The following is a 19429-nucleotide window of genomic DNA, read 5'->3' on the forward strand; positions in this document are numbered from 1 at the left end:
TGATCAGGGTCTCGACCGCGACGCGGCTCTTCGGGTCGCCCTTGAGCATGGCGTCGAGAACGGCGTCGCTGATCTGGTCGGCGATCTTGTCCGGGTGGCCTTCCGTGACCGACTCGGAGGTGAACAGACGGCGGGGCATCTTCACTCCTCGGGTTTGACGGGTGCGAGCTGTGGTCCTCGCACCGGGAGAGGTGCTGCGGGCGAGGCGGTGTTCCCGGAGTCTCGCGCTCCGGGGCCTCGCTCGGGAACGGATCGTCACCGCCACGAGCCGCGCGCGGTGAAATGGTGCTCGGGGACCGGGGGCGTCCGGCCACATCTATTTCACGATGTCCATTGCCAGCGATATTCACCGCGCGGGGCCGCCGATCGGCGTAACGGATTTCCGGCCGGTCGGCCGGCCATTGTGTCTCCGTTTCCGCATTCCGGCGGCCTCACCTTTGGTGACGGTGTTCACACGGTCAGGGTTCGCACGTGAAAAGCAAGGCCACCGCGCGAGTGGCGTTCGCACGATGGCCCTTGCCCGCGTGGGGACCTGCCTCGAAGGAAACCGCCCAGAGACACCACCTCATCGCCCGGATAAAATCCATGCAAGCTCGATCGATTCGATGCTAAGCCGGTGCGGAAGCGCGCTGAAACCCCAGCGGAACCCCTACCGTTTCCATCGGTCGAATCGGCGGTCAGGGCGTGGGACGGGAGGGCGGGCGACGTTTCCCGCCAGCGCAAAGGCTACAACGGACGACCGCCCCGCGGGCGGCTTCCCGCGTGCCCGCGGCGCCGTCCGCCCCCGATTTCCGCGCCGCACTTGACAGATGACCCGCCATCGTCTCGGCCCCGGAAGGGCGGGCGGCGCCGGAACACGGAGCGTTTCCGGGCCGACGCGAAACGCGACAGCGCGACCGTCCGCGGCTCACCACCTGCGGACCTGACGCTTCGCACCCGCGTTCCCTCACAACGCTACGGGAAACAGCGTTTTCCCCGGTTTAACAGACCTTCTCAGATGGGATATCTGGTGCGTAAATACCTGTCCGGTTGCCGTAACGACAAACTTGTAGTATACGGGATTAAGCGGTAGTGGCTGGAAGGAGAGGGACAGGGCTTGATCCCGCGCGCCTCACCAGGCGGTCCTCTCCTTGGTCCGTCCCGGCCCTGCCTGAGGCGGCGTACCTGATACTTGCCCCAGTAGGCCTGAGAGCGTGAAGACTTCGGGTGGGTCCGTAGGTTTTCTGGCAAGGAGTAAGCAGGTGGAGTTCCGCATTCTGGGACCACTTGAGGTGTTCGCGGCCACGGAACGGCTCGATATCGGAGGGACGCGGCAGAGGATCACCCTCGCCAACCTCCTGCTGGACGCCAACCGGGTGGTCACCGTCGACCGCATCGCTGAGGCGATCTACGGTGACGACCTGCCGCCGACCTCACGGGCCCAGGTCCAGATCTGCATCTCGTCCCTGAGGCGGCTGTTCGCGGCCCACGGGGATCCCGACATCATCTCGACCCAGTCGCGCGGCTACATCATCCGCGTGGAAGACGGCCGCCTGGACACCCAGCGGTTCGAGGACCTGACCTCCCGCGCCCGCCGCGCCCGGGAGGCCGGCGCACCGGACCAGGCCGTCAGCCACTACCGCGAGGCCCTGGCGCTGTGGCGCGGGGAGGCGCTGGAGGGCATCGACAGCAGGCCGGTGCAGGCGGCGGCGAGCAGGCTGAACGAGGAGCGCATCCTCACCAACGAGGACTGCGTCCAGCTGGAGCTCGACCTCGGCCGTCACCAGCAGGTCGTGGGCGAGCTCGGCCGGCTCGTGGAGGAGTATCCGCTGCGCGAGCGCCTGCGCGGCCAGCTCATGCTGGCCCTCTATCGCTCGGGCCGCAGGGCCGAGGCGCTCCAGGTGTACCGGCTGGCCCGCGAGACGATGATCGAGGAACTCGGCATCGAGCCGAACGAGCAGCTCCAGCGCCTGGAACAGGCGATCCTCACCGCCGACGACAGCCTGGACGCGCCCGCCGAGGTCACGACGATCCGGGCCGAACCCCCGGCCGCCCCCTCCTTCCCGGTGCCCGGCCTGCTGCCGAACGCCATCGCCGACTTCACCGGCCGCGCCAAGCAGGTCGACTCCATCCAGCGCGAGCTGACCCTCGCCCTCGAGGACCCCTCCCGGTTCGCGGTCCCGATCATCGTCATCGCCGGCAAGGCCGGGGTCGGCAAGACCACCGTCGCCGTGCACGCCGCGCACGCCCTCGCCGAGCGCTTCCCGTGCGGCCAGCTCTTCGCCGACCTGCACGGAGGCGCCTCGCGGCAGGTCAGCCCGATGCACGTGCTCGAGCGGTTCCTGCGCGCGCTCGGCGTCCCGGGCAACTCCATACCGGACGGGCTGGAGGAGCGCGCCGAGATGTACCGCGCGCTGCTCGCCGACCGAAGGACCCTGATCGTCCTGGACGACGCCGCCGGCGAGAGCCACGTCCTGCCGCTGCTCCCGGGCACCCGCAGTTCCGCCGTCCTCATCACCAGCCGCAGCCGCCTGGCCGGGCTGGCGGGCGCCATCCACATCGACATGGACATCTTCGACACCGACCAGTCGATCGAGCTGCTCGGGCGCATCGCCGGCACCACGCGGGTGCGGTCGGAGCCCGAGGCCGCCCGGGCGCTGGCCGAGCTGTGCGGGCACCTGCCGCTGGCGCTGCGCATCGCCGGGGCCCGGCTGTCCGCCCGCCCGCACTGGCGCGTCGAGCAGCTGGTGAGCCGCCTGGAGGACGAGACCCGCCGGCTGGACGAGCTCAACCATGGCGAGATGGGCATCCGGGCGAGCATCTCGGTGACCTACGAGAGCGTCGGCGAGGAGGCCAGGCGCCTGTTCCGGCGGCTGGCGATCCTCGACACCGGCATGTTCTCGGTGTGGATCGGCGCCGCCCTGCTGGACCGGACGTTCGACCAGGCGGCGGACCTGTTCGACGAGCTGGCCGACGCGCAGCTCATCGAGGCGGCGGGCGGCAACGGCGTGCACAGCCTGTACCGCTTCCACGACCTGATCCGGGTGTTCGCCCGTGAGCGCCTGGCGGCCGAGGAGACGCCCGCCGAGCGCAAGGCGGCCCTGGAGCGTGTGCTGCGGGCACTGCTGTTCCTCGCGGAGGCCGCCCACCGCCGCGAGTACGGTGGCGACTACGTGCAGATCCACAGCGACGCCCCGCGCTGGCCGCTGCCCCCGCGCCTGGTCGCCGCACTCGTCGCCGAGCCGCTCCCCTGGTACGAGCGGGAGCGCCCGCTGCTGGTGTCCGGCATCCGGCAGGCCGCGCAGGCGGGGTTCGCCGACCTGTGCTGGGACCTCGCGATCAGCGCCGTCACGCTGTTCGAGTCGCGCGTCTACCTGGACGACTGGCGCGAGACCCACGAGACCGCGCTCGCCGCCGCCCGCCACGCGGGCTGCGTCCGGGGGCAGGCCGCGATGCTGTACTCGCGGGGGTCGCTGCACATCACCGAGAAGCGGTTCCCCGAGGCGCGTCGCGACTTCGAGGAGGCGATCAGGCTCTTCACCGACAACGGCGACGACCAGGGCACCGCGCTGGTGCTGCGCAACATCGCCTTCCTGGAGAGGATGAGCGGCCGCTTCGACGAGGCGGCGGCCCACTACGAACGCGCGCTCGCCATGTTCGCCGGCACGGGCGACCAGGTCGCCTCGGCGTACGTGCTGCACAACCTGGCGCAGCTCCGCCTGGAGACCGGCGACCCGGAGGGGGCGAGCACCCTGCTGTCCGAGGCGCTGGCGCTCAGCCGCGAGGGCGGCAGCAGGCGGGTGGAGGCCCAGGTGCTGCACCGGATGGGCGACACCTACCTCGCCTGGGAGGAGCCGGCCCTGGCCGCCGAGATCTTCGAGACGGCCCTGGCGATGGTGCGGACGATCGGCGACCCCGTCGGCGAGGCGTACAGCCTGAACGGGCTCGGCCTCGCACGGCTGCGGCGGGGTGAGACGGCGCGCGCGGAAGAGGCGCTGCGCCAGGCGGTGCGGCTGGCCCGCTCGACCGGCGACCGGCTCGCCGAGGCGCGTTCCCTGCTGGGGCTGGGCGAGCTCGCCGTGGCCTGCGACGACGCAGAGCACGCCATCGTCCACTTCGAGCAGGCGCTGGCCCTGTTCCAGTCGATGCGCACGCCGGCGTGGGAGGCCCGCGCGCTGACCATGCTGGACGGGGCCAAAGCCGCGCGGCGCGGAGGCGCCCCCGGGGCCGGGGACGCGCCGGCGCGCGAGGGACGGGCCGCCGGACCCGCCGTGCTGGGCCGCGGGGAGCGCATGGGCGAGTCCGGGGAACTCGTCGGCTGAAGGGCGCGGCCGCGCGGGCGGGGGGTGGCCCCGGCGTCCGCGCGTGCCGACACGCCGAGTGTCGCTTTTCCGGACATTGCGGACGAGTAGCAGGGCCGCGCGGTAGGATGCGGGCACGCCGCGGCGAACGTCCGGGGGACGCCCGCCGTGATTTCCCGCGTCACCCGCCTTTATCGCACGGGCGGCGCGGTTCCCGGGCCGGCCGGTTCGCCCGGCGGCCATTCGGTCTCGATTTCCCTGCGGGCCTTATCTCTCACGAATACCTGATATACGATGCGCACGCATCTCGCAGGGAGCCCTTTCCACGGGGAGCCGAATGCCGGACGGCGCGCAAAGGCCCGCCCTCTGGACGAAGACGCAGGTCACCGCCTCGCTACAGGGGAAACCGAAACGCCAGCGCCCCGCGCGGGAGCCGCGGAATTCCCGCCGCCGATCCCCTGTGAGAACCCTTACCGTCCGCCCGCGCCGCCCTAGCACGACGTGATCTCGTACCCCAAGGAACACGGGTATTGATTTCCAATGGAAGTTCCGCGTCGATACGCTGGGAACGTGACCGCTACCCACGTGAGCATTCAAAGGCCCCCGGGGGCCGCCATTCTCCCTTTACGCGTTTCCCGCGGCCGGGAGACCGCTGAGAGGCCGTCGCTCCGGCCGGGGTTCGGCGGCGCGCGCGCGGGCGACTCGCTCGGGCGGTTCCTCACGGGGTGCGAGATACCATGATCAAGTCGATTCTGCCGGACAGCGTCGTCGCCGTCGACGTGTTCACCGACCCGCCCGATCCGATGCTCTTCCCCGAGGAGGAGATGTCGATCGCCCACGCGGACGAGGTGCGGCGCAAGGAGTTCACGACCGTGCGGGTGTGCGCGCACGAGGCGCTGCGCAAGCTCGGCATGCGGCCGAGCCCGGTGCTGCCCGGCCTGCGGGGCGAGCCCCAGTGGCCGCCGGGCGTCGTGGGCAGCATGACGCACTGCACCGGCTACCGGGCCGCCGTGGTCGGCGTCTTGGCGAAGGTGACCACCATCGGCATCGACGCCGAGCCCAACGAGCCCCTCGTCGGCGGCGTCCTCTCGGCCATCTCGCTGCCCGAAGAGCGCGAAAGCCTCGCCAAGCTCGCCGCCCGCCATCCCCGCACCCACTGGGACCGGCTGCTGTTCTGCGCCAAGGAGGCCGTGTACAAGGCCTGGTTCCCGCTGACGAAGCGGTGGCTGGACTTCGAGGACATCATGATCAACATCGACCCGCTGCACGGCAACTTCTCGGCGTGGCTGCGCGTGCCCGGTCCCCGGGTGCGCGGCCAGCGGCTGACGGCCTTCTCGGGGCGCTGGTCGGCCGAGGGCGGCCTGATCATGACGGCCATCGTGGTGCCCAGCCCGGGACGGAGCGGACCGGCGCGGCACGTCGCCGAGCGGCCCGCGGCCCACGCGCGCCGTCCGCAGGCGACGGGCGTGGGCGGGCGCTGAGACCGGCCCGGCAGATCGTCGCCCGGCCGCCCGCCACGCGGCCGGGACGATGATCGAATGTGTGTTTGAATACATGCCCTATGCTGGGCCTATGACCGCACCATTCCAGGGCTCGCTGCTGGACATGTGCGAGGAGCCCGGCCCCGGCCCGCTCGGGGCGACGGTGAGGCGCACCCTTCTCGACCACGGCGCGTGGGTCGACGTCCGCCCGGGCTGGATCGCCGGCGCCGACGCGCTGTTCGACCGGCTGGAGCGGGTCGTGCCGTGGCACGCCGAGCGGCGCCACATGTACGACCGCGTGGTCGACGTCCCGCGCCTGCTGAAGTTCTACGACGAGGGCGAGCCCCTGCCCGACCCCGTGCTCGACCAGGCCCGCGACGCGCTCAACGCGCACTACGCGCGGGAGCTCGGCGAGCCGTTCCGCACCGCCGGGCTGTGCCTGTACCGCGACGGGCGCGACAGCGTCGCCTGGCACGGCGACCGCATCGGGCGGGGAAGCGACGAGGACACGATGGTGGCGATCGTCTCGGTCGGCGCGCCGCGCGCCCTGCTGCTGCGCCCGAACGGCGGCGGGCGGGCCCTGCGTCACGAGCTCGGCCACGGCGACCTGATCGTCATGGGCGGCAGCTGCCAGCGCACCTGGGAGCACGCCGTGCCCAAGACCGCCCGTGCCATCGGCCCCCGCATCAGCGTCCAGTTCCGCCCACGCGGCGTCCGCTGAGGGCCGGCCGCCGAGGGCGGCTGACATGTCCGGTCGTGGCGGGCCGGGCGAGGCGTCCGGCTCACCGAACGGACACGCGACCGGACGGGCGTCTTCGTCGGACGTTTCCCCGAGGGTCATCCTTGATCGGCAGGTTGGCGGGTGCATCGAGCTCCCGATCAGAACGGACGCCCTCACGATGATCAGATCCCGCGCCCTGTCCACCGCCGCGGTCCTGGCCGGCCTCCTCGTCGCCGCCGCCCAGGCGCCGGCGCTGGCCGACCCCGCGACGCCCCCCACCGGCGTCCCGCAGGACGCCGCACCCCTCGCCGGCGACCAGGGCGACGTCGGCCGCCACGGCGGGCACAGGCGGTTCGACCTCCAGGCGCACCGCGGCGGGCTCGGGCTGGTGGTGGAGAGCACGCTGGACTCCTTCGCCAACGGGCTGCGCGTCGGCGTCAGCACCCTGGAACTGGACATCCAGATCACCGAGGACGGCCGGGCCGTCGTCACCCACGACCGCAGGGTGGACGGCCGCAAGTGCCAGGACACCGGCCCCGCCTCCCCCGGCGACCCGGAGTACCCCTATGTCGGCAAGTACGTCAACACGCTCACGCTCGCGCAGGTCAGGACCCTGGACTGCGGGTCCAGGACGCTGCCGGACTTCCCCGGGCAGAGGTCCGCGCCCGGCGCGCGGATGCCGCTGCTGAGCGAGGTGTTCGACCTGGTCAAGAGGTTCCACGCGCATGACGTGAAGCTCAACGTCGAGACCAAGGTGGAGGCCGGGGCGCCCGCCGAGACCGCGCTGCGCGAGCAGTTCGTCCAGGTGGCCGTCAAGGAGATCCGGCGGGCCCACATCGAGCGTCAGGTCACCATCCAGAGCTTCGACTGGGGCGCGCTCATGCGGATGCGCCAGGTCGAGCCGCGCCTGCCGCTCGTCGCGCTGACCAACTACGACTTCCTGCAGACGGGCAAGCCGGGCGCCTCGCCGTGGCTCGGCGGCATCGACATCGACGACTTCGGCGGAGACCCCCTGAAGGCGATCAAGTCCTTCGGCGCCGCCGCGTTCTCGCCGGTGCACGGCTTCCCGCAGAACGGCAAGGTCACCGACCCCTCCTACGTCCCCTACGTCACCAAGGCCATGGTCGACCAGGCCCACGGGATGGGCATCAAGGTCATCCCCTGGACGATCGACGACGAGCCGACGATGAACAAGCTCATCGACGACGGCGTGGACGGCATCATCACCGACTACCCCGACCGGCTGCGCGCGGTGCTCGCCGCCCGCGGTTTCGACCTGCCCCGGCCGTACCCTGGCCCGCGCCACGGGTGACCCCGGAACGGCCGCGCGGCCCTGTCCCGCCGCCGCTGCCGGAAATACCCTCGAACCGACGCGCCCAGGGCGGGCGCGGCGAACGAGGAGCACGGACATGGCACCCCTGGGGCACGATCGTTACTGTGACGAGATCATCAACCAGAGCGGCATGCTCCGGGAGCTGGTGAAGGGCTTCGAGCCGTCCGTCCCGGTGCCGACGTGCCCTGGCTGGACGCTCGCCGCGCTCGTCCGGCACATCGGGGGCAACCTGCGCACGGTCGGGACGGCCGTGCGCACCGGCACGCCGGTCAGCGACCCGGCCGCGCAGGTGGACGGGCTCGCGGGGCCCGGGACCGACGACTGGGCCGAGCTGGACCCCTGGTTCTCCGAGGGCGCCGAGACCTACACCGCCGCCCTGCGCGCGGCGGGCCCGGACGCCGAGGCGACCGTGTGGGGGTTCCAGGGGAACACGACCTTCTGGGTCCGCCGTGCCGTCCACGACATCGTCGTCCACCGCGCCGACGTCGCGCTCGCGGTGGGCGGCGACTACGCCGTGGCGCCGGAGCTGGCCGCCGACGCGATCGACGAGCTGCTGGAGCTGTTCAAGGGGCAGCAGGCGGGCGGGATGCCCCCGCTGGCCGAGCTGCGCGGCACCGGGGAGACCATCGGGCTCCAGGCCACGGACGCCGACGCGGCCTGGCTCATCACGCTGGGCGCGGACGGCTTCACCTCCGGCCGCGCGGGCGGCGAGGCGGCCACCGTCACCGTGCGCGGCCCGCTCATCGACGTCCTGCTCACCCTCTACCGCCGCCTCCCCGCCGACGGCGGCCGGGTGAAGGTCCTCGGCGACTCCGCGCTCCTGGACTTCTGGCTCGCCCGCGCCTCCCTGAGCTGACGCCCGGACCACCCAGGCCCCCCGTACCGCTCGCACCGCCCATGCCGCTGGTGCCGGCCGCGCCTCCGGGAGCGCCTGGGTGTGCCGGGCCGATGCGGCGGATCTCGGTCATGGCCTCGGCCAGGGCGGCGCGGTCCACGTCCGCGACGCGCCCGCTGAGGCGGACGACGTGGCCCTCGCCCGCGACGGCGTACTCGTGGCGGTCGCCGCTGACGCGGTACCAGCCGGCCTCGTCGGCGTCGCACCCGACGGGCGTGCCGATCCACTCGGCGTCGTGGACGGGACGCTCCGGGCACAGGGCGTCGCTGAAGTCGCCGCGCTCGACACCGAACCACACCTGCCGGCCGGGCGCGGCGTAGTACGCCTGGAGGCCCTCTTCGCCGTACACGCTCATCGTCCGCTCGACGAGCCGGTACCCGGGCAGGTCCACGACGAAGAGCAGGTCGGGCGCGACCCCCTGTGCCCGCAGGTCGGCGATCCGTTCCGGGCCGACGACCTCCCCGCCGCCGCACCCCGGCAGCACGAGCAGGCCGAGCGAACCGAGCAGCACGACCAGCACGACCGAAACCCCGCGTCGGATCACGGCGAGAATGTCCCGCACGCCGCGTCCCCGCCAAACCTCCCCCACGACCGGTCACTCCAGCCTTCTCGTGGTCCGGGTCGAGGCTGGAATGCCCACGCGTGTCTCGCAAGCCGCCCGTCCGACCTTTCGCGGCGGCGGGCACGCGGCGGGCGGGGCGTGCAGGACCGCGTGCTCGGATTCGAGATCGGCCGCGGCGGCGGGCACGCGGCGGGCCGGGTCACGGGGCCGGTGTGGTTACGGTTGAGCATGACGTGTCGGGGGCTGTTCGCGGGGTTGTGCACGCTCGACCTGGTCCAGTCGGTGGAGCGGATGCCGGGGGCGAACGAGAAGGTCACGGCGCTCGGGCAGACGGTCGCCGCGGGCGGGCCCGCGGCCAACGCGGCGGTCGCGTTCGCGCACCTGGGCGGGATCGCGACGCTGGTCAGCGCCGTGGGCGCACACCCGCTGGCGCAGGGCGTTCTGGCCGACCTGGCGCAGCACGGCGTACGCCTCGCCGACCTCACGCCGGACGCCGCCGGACCTCCCGCCATCTCGACGATCATGGTGACGCGCGGCACCGGCGACCGGGCGGTGGTGTCGGTCAACGGCTCGGGCGTGCGCGTCCAGCCGCCGCCCGGGCTGGCGGACCTGGTGGCGGCGAACCACGTGGTGCACCTGGACGGCCACCACCCCGACCTCGCCCTCGCGGCGGCGCGGCTGGCCCGCGAGCGGGGGCGGCTCACGGTCCTGGACGGCGGCAGCTGGAAGCCCGGTACGGCCGAGTTGCTGCCTTACGTCGACGTCGCGGTGGTCTCGGGCGACTTCCACCCGCCGGGCGCCCGCACGCCGCAAGACGTCCTCGCGTATCTCGCCGGCGCGGGCGTGCGCTGGACGGCCGTCACGAGCGGTGGCGGCGCGGTCCTGTGGCGGGGCGGGGGCGAGGCGCCGGGCGAGGTGCGGTCCCATCCCGTTCCCCGCGTGGACGTCGTGGACACCCTGGGCGCGGGGGACGTCCTGCACGGCGCGCTGACCTTCGCCCTGTGCCGCGCCCTGACGCAAGCCCTCGGCCCCGTCACTGGTTCCGTCCCTGGTTCCGGCGACCCCGGCTCCGTCACCGAGGCCGTCATCGAGGACACCTTCGCGGCGGCCCTGAGCTACGCGATCCCCATCGCCTCCGCGGCCTGCGCGTCCTTCGGCACCCGCGCCTGGATCGGGTCCGGGGGCGACGGCAGCCCACCCAGAACCCACCGCTAACTCAACGGGTGAACTTCCGGCGCGGGCCACCAGGCGTTGAGCCGCCGCTCGTCCGGGGAGGAGGATCGGGTGGGTCCGGTCCGGGTGGCGCGGCGGCGGATCAGCGTGTCGAAGGTCCGGCCGACGGCGCCGGGGACTTCCTGGCGTCGTCGTGGGCGGTGCGGGCCTTCAGGACCTCGGGCATCTCGCCCTCCAGCCAGTCGATGAGGTCGAGCAGGCGACCGGCCGCCTCGCGGCCGAGCGGGGTCAGGCTGTACTCCACCTTGGGCGGGATCGTCGGCTGGGCGGCGCGGTGCACCATGCCGTCGCGCTCCAGGGCCTGGAGGGTCTGCGCGAGCATCTTCTCGCTGACGCCGTCCACCCGGCGGCGCAGCGCGTTGAAGCGATAGGTGCCGTCGGCGAGCGCGGCCAAGGCGAGGATGCCCCAGCGGCCGGTGATGTGCTCCATCGTCTCGCGGGAGGGACATCCTCGGGCGAACACGTCGAAGATGATTTCTCCGTGCTCGTCCCGGACGCACGCGCCGTCCGGCCCGTCCCCGGCGATCGCGTCCGGCTCGCCCTCCGTGACCGGCTCGCCCTCCGTGACCGGCTCGCGGACGTCCGAAGCCACCGTGCCCTGCTCGCTCATACGCCAAGCGTACGGTCTCACCGCACTCTCCCGAGGAATGTACCGGTCTTCTGGGTAGCACTTTCTAAAAGTTAGTACTAACCTACCAGCGAACCCCGATCCGAAGGAGAGCCGAAGCATGATCGTCGTCACCGCCGCCACCGGACACCTGGGCCGCCTGGTCGTCGAAGGGCTGCTGGCCGCCGTACCCGCCGACCAGGTCGCGATCGTCGTGCGCGACCCGGGCAAGGCCGCCGATCTGGCCGAACGCGGCGTCCACGTCCGGGAGGCCGACTTCGACCGGCCCGCCATGCTGGAGGGCGCCTTCGCCGCGGGTGACCGCGTGCTGCTGATCTCCGGCCCCGACGTGGGCGCGCGGCTGAACCAGCACAAGGCGGTCGTGGACGCCGCCGCGGCGGCCGGCGTCGCGCTGCTCGCTTACACCAGCGTGCTGCACGCCGACACCACCCCGCTCGCGGTGGCCCCCGACCACCTGGCGACCGAGGGGTACATCCGCGCCTCGGGCGTCCCGTTCAGCTTCCTGCGCAACGGCTGGTACACCGAGAACTACGCGCCCGCGGCGCTGAACGGCGCCGAGCACGGCACGATCGCGGGCAGCGCGGGCGAGGGCCGCGTCGCCAGTGCCACCCGCGCCGACTACGCCGCCGCCGCGGTGGCCGTGCTGACCGGCGAGGGCCACGAGAACACGGTGTACGAGCTGTCCGGCGACACCGCGTGGAGCATGCCCGAGCTGGCCGCCGAGGTCGCCGCCCTGGCCGGTCGCCCGGTGACGTACCAGGACCTGCCGCGCGACGAGTACGCCCGCGTGCTGGCCGCCGCCGGGCTCCCCGAGCCCGTGGCCGCGATGTTCGCCGCGATGGACGCCGACGTCTCCCAGGGCGTCCTCGCCGCCACCCCGGGCATCCTGTCCAAGCTCATCGGCCGCCCGACGACCCCGCTGCGCGAGGCCCTCGCCCCTCTGTTCCCCGCCGCCTGACCGCCCCGGCGCCCCGGTGTGAGGCCGGCCCCTGGGCGGCGCACCACGCCGCCCAGGCCGACGGCCGCTGTTGTGTCAGTCGAGCGCGCCCAGGGTGATGCCTTCGATGATGTGGCGCTGGGCGGCCACGGCGACCAGCAAGACCGGGACGATGGTGATGAGGGACGCCGCCATGATCAGGTTGTACTGGGTGGCGAACTGGCTGTGGAAGACCGACAGGCCCTGGGACAGGACGGACATGTCCGTCGTGTTCACCACGATCAGGGGGAAGAGGAAGTTGTTCCAGTTCTGGAGGAACAGGATGATGGCCAGGGCGGCGATCATCGGACGGGCCAGCGGGGCGTAGACGCTCAGGAACACCCGGAGCTCCGAGGCCCCGTCGAGGCGCGCGGCCTCGCCCAGCTCGCGCGGGGTGCCGAGGAAGAACTGCCGGAACAGGAACGCCCCGAGCCCGGAGGCGATGTTCGGGACGATCAGCCCCTGGTAGGTGTTCAGCCAGCCGAGGTCGCCGAGGAGCTGCGACATCGGGACGATGATCGCGCTGAACGGCACCATCAGCCCGCTCAGCGCGACGACGAACAGCAGGCGCCTGCCCGGGAAGTCGAGCAGGGCGAAGGCGTACCCGGCGAGCAGGCCGCTGGTGAGCTGCCCGGCGGTGGCGGCGACACCGAAGATCGCGGTGTTGAGGTACCAGCGGCCGAACGGCGCCTGGGACAGCGCCCGCCCGATGTTGGACCACTGGAGCTCGGCGGGCCACAGCGGCGCGGCCGGGTTGACGATCTCGGCGTCGGTCTTGAGCGCGCTCACGGCCATCCAGAACAGCGGGAACGCCACGACCAGGACGGCGAGGCCGAGGAGCAGGTACACGAGCGCGCGGCGGGCGGCGAGGCTAGCGGGCACGATCGGCCCGCCCCACCAGCCAGAGCTGCGCGATCGTGATGAGCAGGGAGAGCAGGAACAGAGCGACCCCCATGGCGTTGGCCCGGCCGGTGTCGAACTGGACGAATCCCTCGTTGTACACGTAGTAGAGGGCGGTGGAGGTCGCGCCGTCCGGGCCGCCCTGGGTGAGGACGTAGATCTGGGTGAAGGTCTGCAGGCCGGTGAGGGTGGTCACCACCCAGATCAGCAGGGTGTGGCGGCGCATCATGGGCCACTGGACGTGCCGGAACCGCCGCCAGGGCCCGGCGCCGTCCACGCCGGCCGCGTCGAGCACGTCCCGGGGCACGGACTTCAGCGCGGCGACGTACAGGATGACGTTCTGCCCGAAGAACTGCCAGGCGCCGAAGGTGAGGACGGCGAGCAGCGCGAGGCCCGGCGAGGACAGGAAGTCGGCCTGCGGCAGACGCAGGGCGCCCAGCAGCCTGTTGACGAGCCCGAACTGCGGCGCGAACATGTTCGCCCAGATCAGCGCGGTGGCGACCACCGGCACGACCAGGGGGATGATGAACGGGGCCCGTACCCGGGCCACCCCGGGGGCCCCCGAGTTGAGCAGCAGGCCGAGGCCGAGGCCCGCGCCCATCGTCAGCAGGACGAACCCGGCCGTGTAGACGCCGGTGACGCCGAGGGCCTGGCCGCCGCCCTCGGCCAGCATCCCCGTGTAGTTCTCCAGGCCGACGAAGCGCGGAGCGAAGTCGAACACCCCGCCGCTGTAGAGGCTGCGCCACAGCAGCATCGCGAGCGGGACCAGCGAGAACAGCACGGTGAGGACCACGGTCGGCGCCACGAACGCGTAGGCCAGCGCCCAGGTGCCGCGCCGCCCGCGCCGCCTGGCGGGCCTCGTCCCCTCGGCACGAGGCGCCGCGCCGGTCCGCCCGGCGACCTGCCTCCCCACGGCGCCGCCTCCGGTGCGCGTCATGGGTCAGCCGAGCTTCTTCAGGGCCGCGTCGCCTTCCTTCGCGGCCTGCGCCAGAGCCTCCGCCGGGGTCTTCCGCCCCTGGAGGGCCGCGTTGATCTGAGTCCACAGGCTCTGGGAGATCGCGGTGTACGCGGGCGTGATCGGACGCACCTTGCCGGTCTTCTCGGCCTCGGCGAACACGCGGTAGGTCGGGTTCTTGGCGATGTGCTCCTTGAGCAGGCTCTGCTCGAGTTGCGCCGGGTCGGAGGGCAGGCCGCCGCTCTTGACGGCGAGGTACGCCCCCTGGGCGGGCGTGGCGAGGAACCTGAGGAACGCGAGGCCCGCCTTCTCGGCGGCGGGGTCGGTCTTCAGCAGGGCGGCCACGCCGATGCCCATGCTCGTCGAGGTGCCGGCCGCCCCCGCCGGCATGGGCGCCACGCCGAAGTCGACGCCGGCCTTCTCGAAGGTGGTGATGGCCCACTGCCCGTTGACGATCATCGCGACCGTCCCGCCGGCGAAGGCCGGGGCGCCGTCGAAGCTGCCCGCCTGGGCGTAGGCGGTGCTGGGCGCCGACCTGGACCTGAGCAGGTCGACCCAGGTGGTGAGCGCCTTGACGCCCTGCGGGCTGTTGAAGGCGGTGGCGGTGCCGGCGGGGTTGAGGAAGGACCCGCCCTCGGCGTACAGCATCGGAGCCCACGCGAAGGAGATCCACTCGGCCTCGCCGAGCGGCACGTAGAAGCCGTACTTGTTCTTGGCCGGGTCCGACAGCTTCTTGGCGTCGGAGGCGAGCTCGGTCCAGGTCTTGGGCGGGCCGTCGATGCCGGCGTCGGCGAAGGCCTTCTTGTTGTAGAAGAGCACGATGTCGCCCACGCCGCCGAGCGCGATGCCGAGCTGGTGCCCCTTGTAGAACAGGGACTCCCTGATGCCGGGGTAGAGCGCGCCGGTCTCGGCGGTCAGCTTGCCGTCGAGCGGGATGAGCTTGCCGCTCTGCTGGACGACCGGCAGGTCGGAGGGGTTCTGGGTGAGCAGCACCGTGGGCTGGGTGCCGTTCTTCAGGGCCGCGATGACCTTGGGCAGGTACTGGTCGGAGCTGGCGATGTACTCCCCCTTGGAGCGCATGCCGGGGTTGGCCTTCGCGAACGCCGCGTCGACCTCGGCGATCTGGTCCGGCGGCCACCCGCTCGTCCAGTACGTGAACGTGCCCCCGGCCGCGCCGGACCCGCCCGCAGCCCCGGAGGAGCCGCTCGGCCCGCCGCACGCGGCGACGGCGAGCACGAGCCCGAACGCGACGGCGCCTGCCTTCTTCCTGATCATCAGCATCCCCGTTCCGCCGCCCCTGACGGCGCGGCGTGCTCGTCGCGGCGGCGGCCGGAGAGAGACCCCGGCCCCCGCCTCCGCTCTCGATCTTGGTGTCATGATAACCAAGCGCCGCGGTAGGTAAATGGTGTCCCAACGCCTGACACGCCCCGCCGCCCCGGGGTTTGCCGCCGCCAGGGGTGGTAGAGGACGGGGATGCCAGACGTCGATCATCGGAAGGGCGTTCTGGTGGGGACCGCGTCGTGGACCGACAGGAGTCTGCTCGCCTCGGGCTGGTACCCCCCGGACGCCGTCACCCCCGCCGCCCGGCTCGCCCACTACGCCTCGCGGTTCCCGCTGGTGGAGGTGGACGCGACCTACTACTCCCCGCCGTCCGCGCGTACCGTCCAGGCGTGGGCCGAGCGGACCCCGCCGGGGTTCACGTTCAACATCAAGGCGTTCTCGCTGCTCACCGGGCATCCGACTCCCGTGCGGTCGCTCTACAAGGACCTGCGGGAAAGGCTCGGCACGCCGAAGGCGAGCGTCTACCCCAAGGACGTGCCCCCGCAGGTCGTGGAGGAGGTGTGGGACCGGTTCCTCGGCACGATCCGTCCCCTGGAGGAGGCGGGCAGGCTCGGGGCGGTGCTGTTCCAGTTCCCGCCATGGTTCGCGCCGGGCGAGCGGAACAGGCGGTACGTCGTGGAGTGCGCGCGGCGCACCGCCCCGATGCGCGCCTGCGTGGAGTTCCGCAACGCGGCCTGGATGACGGCGGGCGCCCGGGACGCCACGCTCGGGTGGCTCAGCGAGCACGGCATTCCGTACGTGAGCGTCGACATGCCCCAGGGGCACGCGTCGTCGATCCCGCCGGTGCTGGCCGCGACCGCCGACCTCGCGGTCGTCCGCTTCCACGGGCACTCGCAGAAGTGGGCCAGCAAGGTGATCGAGGAGCGGTTCGGCTACCTGTACTCGGAGGAGGAGCTGGAAAGGTGGGCGGGCGAGATCGGGGAGCTGGCCGCGCGCACGCCGTCCGTCCACGTGCTGATGAACAACTGCTGCGCCGACAACGCCCAGCGCAACGCGGCCCGGCTCGCCGAGCTGCTCGGGGCGGCGCCGGCGGCGGCTCAGACGCCGACCGCGCCGCCGCTGCGCCAGTAGACGCTGTTCTCCCTGCTCAGCAGGCCCTCCTCGACGAGGTAGCGGCGCAGGGCGGCGTGGTCGTCGTGGAAGGCGCGCAGGGCGACGTTGACGTCCTTCTCGGGGTAGCGCACGCCGGGTTCGAAGACCTGGGCGATGTACCGGAGCACCGCCAGCCGCTTCTCGCGCCGTGTGGGGATCGCCCGCAGGCGGCCCTCGACGAGGAAGGTCTGGACGACGCGGGCGTCGGCGTCCTCGGGCGCAGGCTCCGGGGGCGGCGCGGTGGCGTGCAGCAGCTCGCGGAAGCGCTCGGGCCTCGGACGCGGGCCTTCCTCGTCGCGGACGATCAGGCCGCCGCGTTCCAGCCGCTCCAGCGCGCGGCGCAGCGCGTCCGGGCCGAGCCCGGCCTCCTCGGGCTTGCCGCTCAGGACCAGGGCGGAGAAGACCCGCAGCGTGTCGTCCTGGTAGAGCAGGCCGAGCACGCGCCTGATCTGTTCCTCGCTCATGTTCCTCAAAGCCCTCGCCGGTGTCCTCGGTGACCGCCCGGGCGGACGGCACCGATCATTCTGGCCCATGCGCCCGGATCGGGCGCGACCCGTTTTCCGGAGGCGGCGGCGTGGGGAGGTGTCCTCTGGCCGGCGTCCCGGCACACGGATGTCCGTGTTGTCAGGGACTTCCTCTTGCTAAGCGGCCGGGTGTGGGCAATTATTTTCACCTGATCACCCAATGATGAAGGGAATAATTTTGGACATCAGCGCCGCCGCCTATGCCCAGGAGGCCGAGAGGCTGGTGCACGAGGTCGCCGCGAGCCAGGCGGGGGCCGTACGGGAGGCCGCCGCCCTGCTCGGCGCCTGCCTGCGCGGCGGCGGGGTGATCCACGCGTTCGGCTCCGGGCACTCGGAGGCCATCGCGATGGAGATCGCGGGCCGCGCGGGCGGCCTCGTCCCCACCAACCGGCTCGCCCTGCGCGACCTCGTGCTGTACGGCGGGGAGCCGGCGAGCGTGCTCGGCTCGGCCGAGCTGGAGCGCGACCCGTCCGTCGCCCGCCGCGTCTACGACCTCGCCCCCGTCCGGCCGGAGGACGCCTTCGTCCTCATCTCCAGCTCGGGGGTCAACGGCTCGGTGGTGGAGCTGGCGTCCATCGTCAAGGAGCGCGGCCACGGCCTGGTGGCGCTGACCTCGGTGCGGCACAGCGGCGAGATGAAGTCGCGGCACCCCTCGGGCCTCAAGCTCATGGACCTCGCCGACGTCGTGCTCGACAACGGCGCCCCGTACGGCGACGCGGTGGTCCCGATCCCCGGGGGCGGCACGTTCGGCGCGGTCTCCACGATCACCTCGGCCCTGCTCGCGCAGATGGTCGTCGCCGAGATCGTCCGGGGGCTGCTGGAGGCCGGCGAGACGCCGCCGATCTACCGGTCCGCCAACGTCGTCGGCGGCGACGAGCACAACCGCGCCCTGGAAAGCCGGTACGCGGGCCGCATCCGGCGCGGAGGCTGACCGCCCCGCCGCCCGGCCGAAACGCACTGCCACGCGTCACCGACCAGGTTCGACCAGAGACCTCCGCGCCCGGGCGGGCCCTCTCGCCGGAGGCGCGGCGACGCTCCAGCCCCCCAGGAGGACCAATGGCGGACAAATCCATATCCCGGCGCGAGCTGCTGCGAAGCGCCGCCGTCACGGGACTGCTGCTCCCCGGCGCGCTGGCGGCGTGCGCGTCCCCGGGCGGCGGCGGGTCCAGAACGCCTGCCGCCGCGGCCACCGGCGCCACGTCGGCGGCCAACCCGCTCGGCATCGCCGAGACGTCCCCGTTCGAGGTGGTGATCTTCGACGGCGGGTTCGGCGACGCCTACGCCAGGAACATCCACCAGCCCCTGTTCGCGGCCAGGCACCCGAGCGCGCAGATCAAGCACTCGGCCACCAAGGAGATCGCCAAGACGCTCCAGCCGCGGTTCGCCGGCGGGAACCCTCCCGAGTTCGTCAACAACAGCGGCGACAACGCGATGGACTTCGGCGCGCTGGCGCAGGACGGCCAGCTGCAGGACCTCGGCGCGTTGCTGGACGCTCCGAGCTGGGACGACCCCGCCATGAAGGTGCGCGACACGATCCTGCCCTCGGCGGTCGAGCTCGGCACCTACGACGGCACGTACTGCGTGCTCAACTACGCCAACACGGTGTGGGGCATCTGGTACTCCACCAAGCTGTTCGGCGACAACGGCTGGCAGGTGCCGAAGACCTGGGACGAGTTCACGGCCCTGTGCGAGACGATCCAGAAGTCGGGCACGTGCGCGCCGTTCACCTACGCGGGCAAGCACCCGTTCTACATCTACGAGACGATCCTCACCCTGGCCGCCAAGATCGGGGGCGTCGAGGTGCTGAAGAACATCGACAACCTGGCGCCGGACGCCTGGAAGGCCGAGCCGGTCGCCAAGGCGGCGGAGGCGTTCGCCGAGCTCGGCGCGAAGTACCTGCTGCGCGGCACCGAGGGGCTGGACCACATCCAGACCCAGACCGCCCACAACAAGTACCAGGTCGCCATGCTGCCGTGCGGGTCGTGGCTGGAGAACGAGCAGAAGGACACCACCCCGGCGGACTTCGGGTACGCCATGTTCCCGCTGCCGTCGTTCTCGGAGTCCGACGCGCTGCCGTACGGCACGCTGCACTCCCGGCCGGGCGAGGAGTTCTTCGTAGCGGCCAGGTCGGCCAATCCGCGGGCCGGCATGGAGTACATGCGGGCGATGCTGTCCAAGGAGGGGGCCGGGAAGTTCAGCGAGCTGGTCAGCACGCTCACCATCGTCAAGGGGGCGGCGGACGGCCGCACGCTGAAGCCGGGGCTGCGGAGCGCGGCGGGACGGCTGAAGGAGGCCGGCGAGAACGTGACCTACTTCCGGTTCCGACAGTGGTACAAGGAATTGCACGACGAGGTGGCCGCGGCCACCGGCCAGCTGATGGCGGGACGCCTCAAGGTCGCGCAGTGGGCCGAGCGGGTCCAGCGGAAGTCGGACGAGATCAAGAACGACACCTCGGTGAAGAAGTTCACCCGCGCCTGACTCCCGCCGTGAAGCCGGGGCACGTGGGCC

At 72.3% G+C, this 19429-nt stretch carries 17 protein-coding genes; 10 read left to right on the plus strand and 7 right to left on the minus strand.

Going from position 1 to position 19429, the window contains the following annotated elements:
- The coding region (locus DQ384_RS27220; RefSeq protein ID WP_245966831.1) for an S-adenosylmethionine synthetase N-terminal domain-containing protein at positions 1–139 on the minus strand (139 nt) is incomplete at its 3' end.
- A gap of 1102 nt (positions 140–1241) precedes the next feature.
- Here DQ384_RS27220 and DQ384_RS27225 point away from each other — a divergent pair.
- The 5 genes from DQ384_RS27225 (at position 1242) to DQ384_RS27245 (ending at position 8671) form a co-directional block, all read left to right on the plus strand.
- On the plus strand, positions 1242–4301 hold the full coding sequence (locus DQ384_RS27225; protein WP_114031748.1) for an AfsR/SARP family transcriptional regulator: 3060 nt from the start codon (positions 1242–1244) through the stop codon (positions 4299–4301).
- 716 nt (positions 4302–5017) lie between these two features.
- Entirely contained in the window at positions 5018–5761 is a 744-nt protein-coding gene (locus tag DQ384_RS27230) for a 4'-phosphopantetheinyl transferase family protein (RefSeq protein WP_114031749.1), read from the plus strand.
- 91 nt (positions 5762–5852) lie between these two features.
- Positions 5853–6482 carry an alpha-ketoglutarate-dependent dioxygenase AlkB gene (locus DQ384_RS27235; RefSeq protein WP_114031750.1) on the plus strand — a complete coding sequence of 210 codons (630 nt, stop codon included), beginning with the start codon at positions 5853–5855 and terminating at the stop codon, positions 6480–6482.
- A 178-nt stretch (positions 6483–6660) separates the two neighbouring features.
- Entirely contained in the window at positions 6661–7794 is a 1134-nt protein-coding gene (locus DQ384_RS27240) for a glycerophosphodiester phosphodiesterase family protein (RefSeq protein WP_114031751.1), read from the plus strand.
- Between the two features lie 97 nt (positions 7795–7891).
- A complete protein-coding gene (locus tag DQ384_RS27245; RefSeq protein ID WP_114031752.1) occupies positions 7892–8671 on the plus strand; it encodes a maleylpyruvate isomerase family mycothiol-dependent enzyme in 780 nt (259 codons plus the stop codon).
- Here DQ384_RS27245 and DQ384_RS27250 read toward each other — a convergent pair.
- On the minus strand, positions 8571–9272 hold the full coding sequence (locus DQ384_RS27250; RefSeq protein WP_114031753.1) for a hypothetical protein: 702 nt from the start codon (positions 9270–9272) through the stop codon (positions 8571–8573). The two genes, DQ384_RS27245 and DQ384_RS27250, sit on opposite strands and share 101 nt — an antisense overlap.
- Before the next feature lie 228 nt (positions 9273–9500).
- Here DQ384_RS27250 and DQ384_RS27255 point away from each other — a divergent pair, with 228 nt between their 5' ends.
- Complete coding sequence (locus DQ384_RS27255; RefSeq protein ID WP_114031863.1) at positions 9501–10487, plus strand: PfkB family carbohydrate kinase; 987 nt, start codon at positions 9501–9503, stop codon at positions 10485–10487.
- A 100-nt stretch (positions 10488–10587) separates the two neighbouring features.
- Here DQ384_RS27255 and DQ384_RS27260 read toward each other — a convergent pair whose 3' ends face one another.
- On the minus strand, positions 10588–11115 hold the full coding sequence (locus DQ384_RS27260) for a winged helix-turn-helix transcriptional regulator (RefSeq protein WP_114031754.1): 528 nt from the start codon (positions 11113–11115) through the stop codon (positions 10588–10590).
- Positions 11116–11233: 118 nt separating this feature from the next.
- Here DQ384_RS27260 and DQ384_RS27265 point away from each other — a divergent pair, with 118 nt between their 5' ends.
- Positions 11234–12091, plus strand: coding sequence for an NmrA family NAD(P)-binding protein (locus tag DQ384_RS27265; RefSeq protein ID WP_114031755.1), 858 nt, complete (start codon positions 11234–11236; stop codon positions 12089–12091).
- Between the two features lie 75 nt (positions 12092–12166).
- On the opposite strand, the gene DQ384_RS27270 is transcribed toward DQ384_RS27265, so the two are convergent.
- The 3 genes from DQ384_RS27270 to DQ384_RS27280 are packed head-to-tail and all read right to left on the minus strand — an operon-like array spanning position 12167 to position 15245.
- Positions 12167–12991 carry a carbohydrate ABC transporter permease gene (locus tag DQ384_RS27270; RefSeq protein ID WP_114031756.1) on the minus strand — a complete coding sequence of 275 codons (825 nt, stop codon included), beginning with the start codon at positions 12989–12991 and terminating at the stop codon, positions 12167–12169.
- Positions 12981–13946, minus strand: coding sequence for a carbohydrate ABC transporter permease (locus DQ384_RS27275; RefSeq protein WP_114031757.1), 966 nt, complete (start codon positions 13944–13946; stop codon positions 12981–12983). The genes DQ384_RS27270 and DQ384_RS27275 overlap by 11 nt, the downstream gene beginning before the upstream one ends.
- Positions 13947–13949: 3 nt before the next feature.
- Positions 13950–15245, minus strand: coding sequence for an ABC transporter substrate-binding protein (locus DQ384_RS27280; protein ID WP_114031758.1), 1296 nt, complete (start codon positions 15243–15245; stop codon positions 13950–13952).
- Between the two features lie 192 nt (positions 15246–15437).
- Here DQ384_RS27280 and DQ384_RS27285 point away from each other — a divergent pair, with 192 nt between their 5' ends.
- Complete coding sequence (locus DQ384_RS27285; protein WP_114031759.1) at positions 15438–16376, plus strand: DUF72 domain-containing protein; 939 nt, start codon at positions 15438–15440, stop codon at positions 16374–16376.
- Here DQ384_RS27285 and DQ384_RS27290 read toward each other — a convergent pair.
- Positions 16343–16861 carry a DUF2087 domain-containing protein gene (locus DQ384_RS27290; RefSeq protein ID WP_114031760.1) on the minus strand — a complete coding sequence of 173 codons (519 nt, stop codon included), beginning with the start codon at positions 16859–16861 and terminating at the stop codon, positions 16343–16345. The two genes, DQ384_RS27285 and DQ384_RS27290, sit on opposite strands and share 34 nt — an antisense overlap.
- A 238-nt stretch (positions 16862–17099) precedes the next feature.
- Between DQ384_RS27290 and DQ384_RS27295 the strand changes: the two genes are divergently transcribed.
- Both DQ384_RS27295 and ngcE read left to right on the plus strand, forming a co-directional pair.
- Entirely contained in the window at positions 17100–17852 is a 753-nt protein-coding gene (locus tag DQ384_RS27295; RefSeq protein WP_220183156.1) for a sugar isomerase domain-containing protein, read from the plus strand.
- Between the two features lie 125 nt (positions 17853–17977).
- Entirely contained in the window at positions 17978–19399 is a 1422-nt protein-coding gene (ngcE, locus tag DQ384_RS27300) for an N-acetylglucosamine/diacetylchitobiose ABC transporter substrate-binding protein (RefSeq protein ID WP_114031761.1), read from the plus strand.
- Positions 19400–19429 lie beyond the last annotated feature (30 nt).

The sequence above is a fragment of the Sphaerisporangium album genome, from assembly GCF_003323745.1.
GTDB classification, from domain to species: Bacteria; Actinomycetota; Actinomycetes; order Streptosporangiales; family Streptosporangiaceae; genus Sphaerisporangium; species Sphaerisporangium album.